The sequence below is a fragment of the Pseudomonas sp. GW456-E7 genome (genome assembly GCF_059424105.1).
The window spans coordinates 65,358-76,762 of the sequence record NZ_JBWKZB010000005.1; the positions used below are offsets into that span (position 1 = coordinate 65,358).

General features: G+C 59.3%; 9 protein-coding genes. 1 reads left to right on the forward strand and 8 read right to left on the reverse strand.

The window, feature by feature from the left end:
• Positions 1-51: 51 nt before the first annotated feature.
• From AC07YV_RS05620 to AC07YV_RS05650, 7 genes are all read right to left on the reverse strand, one after another.
• Positions 52-285: a hypothetical protein gene (locus tag AC07YV_RS05620; RefSeq protein WP_007991404.1), complete on the reverse strand. Its 234-nt coding sequence runs from the start codon at positions 283-285 to the stop codon at positions 52-54.
• A gap of 94 nt (positions 286-379) precedes the next feature.
• Positions 380-904, reverse strand: a complete 525-nt coding sequence (locus tag AC07YV_RS05625) for a DUF6586 family protein (RefSeq protein WP_102698739.1) — start codon at positions 902-904, stop codon at positions 380-382.
• 315 nt (positions 905-1,219) lie between these two features.
• Positions 1,220-3,847: a type I DNA topoisomerase gene (topA, locus tag AC07YV_RS05630; protein ID WP_015095955.1), complete on the reverse strand. Its 2,628-nt coding sequence runs from the start codon at positions 3,845-3,847 to the stop codon at positions 1,220-1,222.
• 114 nt (positions 3,848-3,961) lie between these two features.
• Entirely contained in the window at positions 3,962-4,198 is a 237-nt protein-coding gene (locus tag AC07YV_RS05635) for a DUF1653 domain-containing protein (RefSeq protein WP_007986363.1), read from the reverse strand.
• Positions 4,199-4,296: 98 nt separating this feature from the next.
• Entirely contained in the window at positions 4,297-5,472 is a 1,176-nt protein-coding gene (gene fadA / locus AC07YV_RS05640; RefSeq protein ID WP_007974051.1) for an acetyl-CoA C-acyltransferase FadA, read from the reverse strand.
• Between the two features lie 29 nt (positions 5,473-5,501).
• Entirely contained in the window at positions 5,502-7,649 is a 2,148-nt protein-coding gene (fadB, locus tag AC07YV_RS05645; RefSeq protein ID WP_102698740.1) for a fatty acid oxidation complex subunit alpha FadB, read from the reverse strand.
• A gap of 609 nt (positions 7,650-8,258) precedes the next feature.
• Entirely contained in the window at positions 8,259-8,696 is a 438-nt protein-coding gene (locus AC07YV_RS05650; protein ID WP_102698741.1) for a hypothetical protein, read from the reverse strand.
• 104 nt (positions 8,697-8,800) lie between these two features.
• On the opposite strand from AC07YV_RS05650, the gene AC07YV_RS05655 reads away from it, so the two are divergent.
• On the forward strand, positions 8,801-9,241 hold the full coding sequence (locus tag AC07YV_RS05655) for a universal stress protein (protein ID WP_015095958.1): 441 nt from the start codon (positions 8,801-8,803) through the stop codon (positions 9,239-9,241).
• A 193-nt stretch (positions 9,242-9,434) separates the two neighbouring features.
• Here the strand turns inward: AC07YV_RS05655 and AC07YV_RS05660 are convergent, their stop codons facing one another.
• On the reverse strand, positions 9,435-11,354 hold the full coding sequence (locus tag AC07YV_RS05660; protein WP_007974055.1) for an ATP-binding cassette domain-containing protein: 1,920 nt from the start codon (positions 11,352-11,354) through the stop codon (positions 9,435-9,437).
• Positions 11,355-11,405 lie beyond the last annotated feature (51 nt).

Below are 11,405 nucleotides of genomic sequence, written 5' to 3' on the forward strand. Positions count from 1 at the left end.
GGGAGAGAGAAGCCGATGTGTAGCAACATCAAGAAAACCGACGGACGGGGATCAATGAAGAACCCGTGGCCCCTCGTCCTTGTCGAATTCGCCTTCAACCAGGCGACCTGCCATCTGGACTCCCACGCTCAACATCGCCTTGGCGACTTCCACGTGTTGCCCTTGCAGGAACGCTTTGGCGTCCTCGGAGAAATCCAAAGTAACCAGAGAACCCTCGTCCTCGGCCCTGCGCAGCTCGATACGGCCGTCTGGTAACTCGACAATTTCTAGAAAGGACGTTGGCATAAAGGACTGTTCTCCACGAAAGGCGGGGATTATATAGGCATCGGCCAGGCTTCGCTCGGGATCTTGACCAGATGCCATCCCAAAACTGTTTCTGTCAGCACTCGTTCAGGCCTTCGCGAAAGCGGATCGCCAATCCTTTCAGATTCTGGCGCCAGCTCTCCAGCTCTTCCCGACTCAGCTCTTGCGGTGCCTCCTCTTCATCCAGATTGACAGCCTGAATCAGTGGCTGGGTCACGTCCCCTTTTGGCTTGTGGGGCGCGCGCGGCGGCTGAAACAACGCAGCATGGGCAGCCAACAACTTGGCCAGCCAGGTCTCCGGATTATTGGCCAACTCGACCAGCTCGGCCATTTCCGGAATGGCGATGGTTTCCAGCACTTCGCGAGTCAGCAGCAGCTCCGCACGGGGTGCATTGGCCTGAGGCAGGCGATAGAAACCGGCGATTTCATGACACAGGCCCAACAGCGCGCCGTACAGGTGAAACAACGCAGATTCGCGTCCGGCCTGGATCAGCGCCAGCGAATTCATCGCCCGACCCTCTTCAGTGCGCGCCAGTGCTTCCAGCGACAAGCCGGCGAAATAAATCTTCTGATTGGTGCGGGTATAAAGTTCGTGGGCCATGACGGCAGCCTCCACAACGAAATAATTGCTTCACGCAGGTCCTGTGTAGGAGCGAGCCTGCTCGCGATGGACGTCAACGATGACGCGGGAAACCTGGCACTCCGCGGCGGTCTCAGGTTCATCGCGAGCAGGCTCGCTCCTACAGGGGTCTTGCGATTCTACGCCTTCGCAGTTCCCATGCGCCTTTTGTAGGAGCGAGCTTGCTCCGGGCGGCGTTCCGACGATGGACCTGAGAGCAACGCGGGCATCCTGAAGGCCCGCGTCATCGTTGACGACCATCGCGAGCAAGCTCGCTCCCACAGGGGTCTTGCGATTCTACGCCTTCGCAGCCGGGCGCTTGTCTTCAACCGTCCACTTGCCGCCGTCGTAGAACGCTTTCCAGCCAGTCGGCTTACCGTCAACTTCGGTCTGCACGTACTGTTCCTTGGTCTTGCGGCTGTAACGAATCACAGCCGGGAGGCCATCGGGATCTTTCTTCGGCGCTTCGCAGAGGAAGTGATACTTCGGATCGATCTCATCCTTGTGCGGCACGATCTCGATAACCAGCGGAGCACGCGTCTCACGGTTTTTCGGGAACTGGCTGGCCGCCAGGAACAGCCCGGATGCACCGTCGCGCAGGATATAGGTGTCGTTGACCTTTTCGCATTTCAGCTCAGGCATCTTCACCGGGTCCATCTTCGGCGGCGCCGCATCACCGCTCTTCAGCAGCTTGCGAGTGTTCTTGCAGGTGGCATTGGTGCAACCGAAGAACTTGCCGAAACGGCCGGTCTTGAGCTGCATCTCGCTGCCGCACTTGTCGCATTCCAGGCTCGGACCTTCATAGCCCTTGATGCGATAGGTGCCCTCTTCGATTTCGTAGCCGTCGCAATCCGGGTTGTTACCGCAGATGTGCAGCTTGCGCTTCTCGTCCAGCAGGTAGGCATCCATCGCCGTGCTGCAGATCGGGCAGCGATGCTTGCCACGCAATACCAGCGACTCCGACTCACCTTCGTCGTCCGCGGCGATTTCGTCGCCCGGCACCAGGTTGACGGTGGCCTTGCAGCGCTCTTTCGGCGGCAGGCTGTAGCCCGAGCAACCAAGGAACACACCGGTCGATGCGGTACGAATCTGCATCGGACGACCGCAGGTCGTGCACGGAATGTCTGTCATCACCGGCTGGTTGGCACGCATGCCGTTTTCCGGGCTTTCGGCTACTTCGAGCTTCTTCTTGAAGTCGCCGTAGAACTCGTCGAGCACGTTTTTCCAGTCGCGTTCGCCCTGGGCCACGTCATCGAGATGCTCTTCCATGCCGGCGGTGAAACCGTAGTCCATCAGGTTCGAGAAGCTCTCGGCCAGGCGCTCGGTGACGATGTCGCCCATCTTTTCCGAGTAGAAGCGACGGTTGTGCAACGCCACGTAACCACGGTCCTGAATGGTCGAAATGATCGCCGCGTAGGTCGAAGGACGACCGATGCCGCGTTTTTCCATTTCCTTGACCAGGCTGGCTTCCGAGTAACGCGCCGGCGGCTTGGTGAAATGCTGGGTCGGATCAAGCTTGATCAGCTTCATCGCGTCGCCCTGGGCCATGTCCGGCAGCACATCGTCGTCGCCTGGCTTGGCGATTTGCGGCATGACGCGGGTGTAACCGTCGAACTTCAGGATGCGTCCCTTGGCACGCAGCTCGAAGTCGCCAGCGCCCACAGTGACGGTCGTCGACAGGTATTGCGCCGGCAGCATCTGGCAAGCCAGGAACTGGCGCCAGATCAGCTCGTAGAGGCGCTCAGCGTCACGCTCCATGCCCGACAGCTTGCTTGGCTCGGTATTGGCGTCGGAGGGACGAATCGCTTCGTGAGCCTCTTGTGCGCCTTCCTTGCTGCTGTAGACATTCGGGGTTTCCGGCAGGTACTTCTTGCCGAACTCGCCTTCGATATAAGTACGCGCCATCGCCACGGCATCAACCGAGAGGTTGGTCGAGTCGGTACGCATGTAAGTGATGTAGCCAGCTTCGTACAGACGCTGGGCCATCATCATGGTTTTCTTCACCCCGAAGCCCAGGCGGTTGCTCGCGGCCTGTTGCAGGGTGGAGGTGATGAACGGCGCCGACGGCTTGCTGCTGGTCGGTTTGTCTTCGCGCTTGACGATGCTGTAGCTGGAAGCCTTGAGCTTCTCCAGCGCGGCCATGGCCTGGGCTTCGTTGAGCGGCTTGAAGGCTTCGCCTTTCTCGCGGGCCACGTCGAAACGCACGGTCGCGCCTTTTGCGGTGCCGAGGTCGGCGTGCACTTCCCAGTACTCTTCCGGGATGAACGCGCGGATTTCTCGCTCGCGCTCAACCACCAGCTTCACGGCAACCGATTGCACACGACCGGCGGACAGACCACGAGCGATCTTGGCCCACAGCAGCGGCGAAACCATGTAGCCCACGACGCGGTCGAGGAAGCGACGGGCCTGCTGGGCGTTGACGCGGTCGATATCCAGCTCGCCCGGCTGGGAGAAGGCTTCCTGGATCGCCTTCTTGGTGATTTCGTTGAACACCACGCGCTTGTAGCGGCTGTCGTCACCACCGATGGCTTCGCGCAGGTGCCAGGCAATGGCTTCCCCCTCGCGATCCAAGTCGGTTGCGAGATAGATGGTGTCAGCATCCTTGGCGAGCCGGCGCAGCTCTTCGATGACTTTTTCCTTGCCCGGGAGGATCTCGTACTTGGCTTTCCAGCCATGATCCGGATCGACACCCATGCGCGCGACCAGCTGCTTGCGCGCTTTTTCTTTAGGCGACAGTGCCGGCGCTTCACCTGCAGCAGCCTTGCCGCGCTTGGCGGCTGGCTCTTTGCTGGCGCTAGCCGAACCGCTGGTGGGCAGGTCTCGGATATGGCCGATACTCGACTTCACCACGTATTCGTTGCCCAAATACTTGTTGATGGTCTTGGCCTTAGCCGGGGATTCCACAATGACCAGCGATTTGCCCATGGATCAGAAAATTCCTGAATTCGAGAAGTGAAAGGCGATTGGCGCCTGACGCGGCACCGCTATATATAGTGGCTACAAGGTGAGGTCAAGCGCAGGGTATTGCGCGAACTCAGCTTATGGCTTGGTAAAAAGGCTTTCTTCGGCCTGCACCAAAGCAAAGCGTGGCACCTGTTCGCCGTCAACTTCGACGGACTCCAGGAACATGCTCAAGGGACGCACCCAAAAGCCGTAATCGCCATACAGGGCTTGATAGAAGACCACTTCTTCTTCGGTTTCCGAATGCCGCGCGACACTGAACACGCGGTACTGCGGACCTTTGTAATGTTGGTAGAGCCCAGGTTGTATCGGCATGCTTTGGCCCTCACTCAAATTTTTTCAAAATAAAAACAAAATAAATCCGGAAAAACAAAAACCGGGGCACTTGGCCCCGGCTTCCATCAACGAAACGCTTAAACGCGTTCGAAGACGGTGGAGATGCCTTGGCCGAGACCAATGCACATGGTGGCTACCCCGAAGGTACCGCCATTCTGCTTCATCACATTGAGCAAAGTGCCGGAGATACGCGCACCGGAGCAACCGAACGGGTGGCCCAGGGCGATCGCGCCGCCGTGCAGGTTAACCTTCTCGTTCATCTTGTCGAGCACTTTCAGATCTTTCAGCACTGGCAGGGCCTGTGCGGCGAAAGCTTCGTTGAGCTCGAAGAAGTCGATGTCGGAGATGCCAAGACCCGCGCGCTTCAGTGCTTTTTGTGTGGCCGGTACTGGACCATAGCCCATGATTGCCGGATCCACACCTGCCACTGCCATCGAACGAATCACCGCCATAGGCTGGATGCCCAGGTCCTGTGCGCGCTGCGCCGACATCACGATCATGCACGAAGCACCATCGGTGATCTGCGACGAAGTACCCGCTGTCACGGTGCCGCCCTTCGGATTGAACGCTGGCTTGAGAGCCGCCAGGCTTTCCAGGGTGGTTTCCGGACGAATGGTTTCGTCGTAGTCGAAGGTTTTCAGGAAACCGTTCTCGTCGTAGCCCTGCATCGGGATGATTTCGTCTTTGAACTTGCCTTCCACGGTCGCCTTGTGGGCGAGTTGGTGGGAGCGCACGCCGAAAGCGTCCTGTTGTTCGCGGGTAATGCCGTGCATTTTGCCCAGCATTTCCGCGGTCAGGCCCATCATGCCCGAGGCTTTCGCCGCGTACAGCGACATGTGCGGGTTCGGATCGACACCGTGCATCATGCTCACATGGCCCATATGCTCGACGCCACCAACGACGAACACGTCACCGTTGCCGGTCATGATCGCTTGCGCAGCAGTGTGCAAAGCGCTCATGGACGAGCCACACAGACGGCTGACGGTCTGGCCGGCCGAGGTGTGCGGGATCTGGGTCATCAGCGACGCCATGCGCGCGATGTTCCAGCCCTGCTCCAGGGTCTGGTTCACACAGCCCCAGATCACGTCTTCGACTTCGCTCGGGTCGACCTTGACGTTGCGTTCCAGCAGTTTGCTGATCAGGTGCGCCGACATGTCTTCGGCGCGGGTGTTGCGGTGCATGCCGCCCTTGGAGCGGCCCATCGGAGTACGACCGAAGTCGACAATCACGACGTCTCTAGGATTCAAGCTCATAAGTTCACTCTCACTCTAGTTGGGGGCGCTTAACCGAAGAAGCTCTGGCCGTTCTTGGCCATTTCGCGCAGCTTCGCGGTCGGGTGGTACAGCGCGCCCAAATCAGCGTACTGGTCAGCCAGGGCAACGAACTCTGCCACACCGATCGAATCGATGTAACGCAGCGCACCGCCACGGAATGGAGGGAAACCAATGCCGTAGACCAGACCCATGTCGGCTTCGGCAGCGGTTTCGACGATGCCGTCTTCCAGGCAACGCACGGTTTCCAGGCACAGCGGGATCATCATCCAGTTGATGATGTCTTCGTCAGTGACTTCGCGCTGCTCGTAAACGATCGGCTTGAGCACTTCCAGTACCGAAGGATCGGCGACTTTCTTCTGCTTGCCCTTCTTGTCGGTCTCGTAGGCGTAGAAGCCCTTGCCGTTCTTCTGGCCCAGGCGCTTGGCTTCGTAGAGCACGTCGACGGCCGAGCGACGGTCGTCCTTCATGCGGTCCGGGAAGCCGTCAGCCATCACGTCACGGCCGTGGTGGCCGGTGTCGATGCCGACCACGTCCATCAGGTAGGCCGGGCCCATTGGCCAGCCGAATTTTTCCATGATCTTGTCGATACGGACGAAGTCCACACCGGCGCTGACCAGCTTGGCGAAACCGCCAAAGTACGGGAACAGCACGCGGTTGACCAGGAAGCCCGGGCAGTCGTTGACGACGATCGGGTTCTTGCCCATTTTCTTGGCGTAGGCAACGGTGGTGGCAACGGCCAGCTCGCTGGACTTCTCGCCACGGATCACTTCCACCAGCGGCATCATGTGCACCGGGTTGAAGAAGTGCATGCCGACGAAGTTTTCCGGACGCTTGAGGGCCTTGGCCAGCAAGGTGATGGAAATGGTCGAAGTGTTGGACGCGAGGATGGTGTCCTCTTTGACCTGGTCTTCAACTTCAGCCAGTACGGCCTGCTTGACCTTCGGGTTCTCGACGACGGCTTCCACCACCAGGTCCACGTGACCGAAATCACCGTAGGACAAGGTCGGACGAATGCCGTTGAGCACTTCAGCCATTTTCGCAGCGGTCATGCGACCTTTATCAACGCGGCCAACCAGCAGTTTGGCGGCTTCGGCCAGACCCTGTTCGATGCCGTGCTCGTTGATGTCCTTCATCAGGATCGGCGTACCTTTGGAAGCCGACTGATAGGCGATACCGCCACCCATGATACCGGCGCCCAGTACGGCGGCCTGCTTCACGTCCTTGGCGATTTCGTCGTAGGCCTTGGCCTTTTTCTTCAGTTCCTGGTCGTTCAGGAACAGTCCGACCAGGCTCTGTGCGGCCGAAGTCTTGGCCAGCTTGGCGAAACCTGCGGCTTCAATTTCCAGGGCCTTGTCGCGACCGAAGTTCGCGGCTTTCTGGATGGTCTTGATCGCTTCAACCGGCGCCGGGTAGTTCGGGCCAGCTTGACCGGCCACGAAACCCTTGGCGGTTTCGAAAGCCATCATTTGCTCGATGGCGTTCAGCTTCAGCTTTTCCAGCTTCGGCTGGCGCTTGGCCTTGTAGTCGAACTCGCCGGAGATGGCGCGCTTGATCAGTTCCAGCGCGGCCTCTTGCAGCTTCTCTGGAGCAACCACTGCATCGACAGCGCCAACTTTCAGCGCGTCTTCAGGACGGTTTTCCTTGCCGGCGGCAATCCACTCGATGGCGTTGTCGGCACCGATCAGACGCGGCAGACGAACGGTACCGCCGAAGCCCGGGTAGATGCCCAGCTTGACTTCCGGCAGGCCGATCTTGGCCTTGGTGGACATGACGCGGTAGTCCGCCGCCAGGCACATTTCCAGACCGCCACCCAGCGCGATGCCATTGATCGCAACAACGGTCGGAACGTTGAGGTCTTCGAAATCGCTGAAAATCTTGTTGGCTTCGAGGTTGCCAGCAACAAGCTCTGCATCCGGCAGCTTGAAGTTGTCGACAAATTCGGTGATGTCGGCGCCGACGATGAACACGTCCTTGCCACTGCTGACGATCACGCCCTTGATCGAAGCATCTGCCTTGATGGTGTCTACGGCCTGACGCAGTTCGTTCAGGGTTAGACGGTTGAACTTGTTGACGGACTCACCCTTGAGGTCGAACTTCAGTTCGACGATGCCACTTTCAAGAGCCTTAACCGTGATGGCTTTACCTTCGTAAATCATCAACTGATCTCCACGATATGGAAGCTGAACAGTACACGTCGGACGCAGGCGAATGGCTTGGCAGGGACGTTAATCGTCGATGCTACGCCCATTCCCCCGGCACACCCGCCAACGCGATAGTCGGGATTCTGTAGGAGCGGTCTGAAATACAAACGCTCAATTCATACGCCCGTTTGATTTGGGTACGTCACCTTCACGGAATTTCCGACAATTGTCAATCGCCCGAAACACGGGTTGAAACGCGACTTTCCGGTCATATCCGTACTGCGAAGACCTTAAACACGCCGAAGCATGCGGAGTCATTCATAGAATCAATTGTTAGAAAATGCGCCCTAATTCGCTGCAGCCCGTGTTTAACAAGCTACGCTGGCGGAACCAAGGGGAAATTTGTGAACGCTTTTGGCGAATGCCCAGCGCAAGATCAGCCAACACCGATTACCGGCCTGCCTGGCCAACCCGCCCGATGATTTTGTCGGGCTTTTTATTGCCTGCGCCCCCTGTAGGAGCTGCCGCAGGCTGCGATCTTTTGACTTTGATATAAAAAAACAAGATCAAAAGATCGCAGCCTGCGGCAGCTCCTACAGGGGGATCCGAGTATGGATCGCAGCTTCAGGCGAGCGCCTTGAGGGTGGCATCGATGTGCTGCAACACCTCGGCCTCGCCCTTCTCGCCCCAATACAAGGCAATCATTTGCTTGTCGGCCTCGACCTTGTAGACATTGCCCGGCAACTTTTCGAAATGATTGAGCAGCGCCTGATCTTCACAGGTTTCCTGCCACTGATTGACCCAGACACCCGGTGATTTTTGCCAGTAACTCCAGCACGCCGGCTGACTGCCACGCCGCGGACGATGGTACTGGGCGCACGGGCTCGGCGGCTCCTGGCTCAGCCAGTGTGGCCATTCCTGGGGTGCCAGCTGCATGGCCAATCCAATGCGCCGGGCCTCCATGCGCAGGGCGATGCGCCCACTCTGGGCACGCGACGGGCGCAACCATGCCAGTGGGCTGAGTACCACCAACAGGATTGACACCACTATCCACACCGTCATATCTGTACTCCCGATTCTTGATGAGCCCATTGTGTCACTTTGGAACCAATGCGCTTGAAACCAGCCATACTTACCAATATTGCAATCCTCAGGAGGAGCACCTCATGCCCTACAACCATATTCTGGTCGCTGTAGATCTGACCGAAGAGTGCGACCCTGTGATCCACCGCGCTCGCGAGCTGTCGGTGAGCAACGGCGCGAAATTGTCACTGGTGCACATTGTCGAGCCGATGGCGATGGCCTTCGGTGGCGACGTACCGATGGACCTGTCACAACTGCAACAGCAGCAGTTCGATCAGGCCAAGGAGCGCCTTGACCGCTTGATCCTCAAATACCCGGAGCTCTCCAAGGAATACAGCCACCTGACCTATGGCCAGCCACGCCAGGAAATCCACCACCTGGCCAAGGAGCAAACCTGCGACCTGATCGTGGTGGGCAGCCATGGCCGGCACGGCCTGGCACTGCTGCTCGGCTCCACCGCCAATGACGTGCTGCATGGCGCGCCTTGCGATGTGCTTGCGGTGCGCCTGCAAACCAAATCCTGACGCTACACATTCCCTGTGGGAGCGGGCTTGCTCGCGAATGAGGTGTGACAGTCGACATATTCGTTGAATGTTGAACCGCTTTCGCGAGCAAGCCCGCTCCCACAATGGATCTGCAACAGCCCGCAGATTGCGTTACATATGAAAAGCCCGGCGTTCACGCGTGTGAAGCCGGGCTTTTTTATTGCAGGATCAATCAGGCATCCAGTTCGGCCCAGCGCTCGACCATCACGTCGAGTTCAGCCTGCAACTGCGCCAGTTGAGCAATCACTGCAGCCGTCTCGGCAGCCGGGCGCAGGTAGAAACCCGCGTCGGCCATCTGCGCTTCAACGGCAGCGATCTGCTGCTCCATGGCTTCGATCTCGCCGGGCAACGCTTCCAGCTCACGCTGCAGCTTGTAGCTGAGTTTCTTCTTCGCCACTGGCGCTTCGACTGCCGCCGCAACCGGTGCCGGCTCGGCCTTCACCACGGCGGAGTTCAGGTCGGCCTTGCCGGACTTGCTCTCGGTCACGCCCAGCAGGCGCGGCGAGCCGCCCTGGCGCAGCCAGTCCTGATAGCCACCGACGTACTCGCGAACCTTGCCTTCACCTTCGAAGACCAGGGTGCTGGTGACCACGTTGTCGAGGAATGCCCGGTCGTGGCTGACCATCAGTACGGTGCCGTTGAAGGTCAGCAAGACCTCTTCGAGCAATTCGAGGGTCTCGACATCGAGGTCGTTGGTCGGTTCGTCGAGTACCAGCAGGTTCGCCGGCTTACTGAACAGCTTGGCCAGCAACAGACGGGCACGTTCACCGCCGGACAGCGCCTTGACCGGCGTGCGCGCACGCTGCGGGCTGAACAGGAAGTCGCCGAGGTAGCTCAGCACGTGGCGGCTCTGGCCGTCGATATCGATGAAGTCGCGACCTTCGGCGACGTTGTCGATCACGGTCTTTTCCAGATCCAGCTGATGGCGCAACTGGTCGAAGTAGGCCACATCGATCCTGGTGCCCTCTTCCACCTTGCCGCTGGTTGGCTGCAAGCCGCTGAGCATCAGCTTCAGCAGCGTGGTCTTGCCAGTACCGTTGGCACCCAACAGACCGATACGGTCGCCGCGCTGCAGCACCATGGAGAAGTCCTTGATCAGGAACGGACCGTCCGGGTGAGCAAAGCTCACGTTATCGAGAACCATCACCTGTTTGCCGGACTTGTCGGCGGTTTCCAGCTGGATGTTGGCCTTGCCGGTCCGCTCGCGACGTTCGCTGCGCTCGACGCGCAAGGCTTTCAGCGCGCGTACGCGGCCTTCGTTACGGGTACGACGGGCCTTGATGCCCTGGCGAATCCACACTTCTTCCTGGGCCAGGCGCTTGTCGAACAGCGCGTTGGCGGTTTCTTCGGCCGCCAGTGCGGCTTCCTTGTGCACGAGGAAACTGGCGTAGTCGCCGTTCCAGTCGATCAGGCCGCCGCGATCCAGTTCGAGGATGCGGGTTGCCAGGTTCTGCAGGAAAGAACGGTCGTGCGTGATGAACAGCACGGCGCCCTGGAAATCCTTCAGTGCTTCTTCAAGCCAGGCGATGGCACCGATGTCCAGGTGGTTGGTCGGTTCGTCGAGCAGCAGCAGGTCCGGCTCGGACACCAGGGCCTGGGCCAGCAGGACGCGACGACGCCAGCCGCCGGACAATTCGGCGAGGGTCTTGTCGGCCGGCAGTTGCAGGCGACTCAGGGTGCTGTCGACGAGGGTCTGCAAGCGCCAGCCATCGCGGGCTTCGAGGTCGTGCTGGACGTGCATCAGCTTGTCCAGGTCGGCATCGGTGACGATGTTCTGGCTCAGGTGATGATACTCGGCGAGCAACGCACCGACGCCGTCCAGGCCTTCGGCCACCACGTCGAACACTGTCCGCTCGTCGGCCACCGGCAATTCTTGCGGCAATTCGCCGATCTTGAGACCGGGTGCGCGCCAAACGGAGCCGTCATCGGGCTTCTGGTCGCCCTTGACGAGCTTCATCATGCTGGACTTGCCAGTGCCGTTGCGGCCGATGATGCACACCCGCTCACCACGGGCGATCTGCCAGGACACCTTGTCCAACAACGGCATAGCGCCGAAAGCAAGGGACACATCGCTGAATTTGAGCAGGGTCATGAGCTTCTCCAAAAACCGGGCGCGCATTCTACCTGACTTGAGGCTTCAGAA

What these genes read in the sequence shown, in the direction of transcription:
- AC07YV_RS05620 (WP_007991404.1), bottom strand. Translation starts at nt 285, where the DNA reads ATGCCAACGTCCTTTCTAGAAATTGTCGAGTTACCAGACGGCCGTATC.
- AC07YV_RS05625 (WP_102698739.1), bottom strand. Translation starts at nt 904, where the DNA reads ATGGCCCACGAACTTTATACCCGCACCAATCAGAAGATTTATTTCGCC.
- topA (WP_015095955.1), bottom strand. Translation starts at nt 3,847, where the DNA reads ATGGGCAAATCGCTGGTCATTGTGGAATCCCCGGCTAAGGCCAAGACC.
- AC07YV_RS05635 (WP_007986363.1), bottom strand. Translation starts at nt 4,198, where the DNA reads ATGCCGATACAACCTGGGCTCTACCAACATTACAAAGGTCCGCAGTAC.
- fadA (WP_007974051.1), bottom strand. Translation starts at nt 5,472, where the DNA reads ATGAGCTTGAATCCTAGAGACGTCGTGATTGTCGACTTCGGTCGTACT.
- fadB (WP_102698740.1), bottom strand. Translation starts at nt 7,649, where the DNA reads ATGATTTACGAAGGTAAAGCCATCACGGTTAAGGCTCTTGAAAGTGGC.
- AC07YV_RS05650 (WP_102698741.1), bottom strand. Translation starts at nt 8,696, where the DNA reads ATGACGGTGTGGATAGTGGTGTCAATCCTGTTGGTGGTACTCAGCCCA.
- AC07YV_RS05655 (WP_015095958.1), top strand. Translation starts at nt 8,801, where the DNA reads ATGCCCTACAACCATATTCTGGTCGCTGTAGATCTGACCGAAGAGTGC.
- AC07YV_RS05660 (WP_007974055.1), bottom strand. Translation starts at nt 11,354, where the DNA reads ATGACCCTGCTCAAATTCAGCGATGTGTCCCTTGCTTTCGGCGCTATG.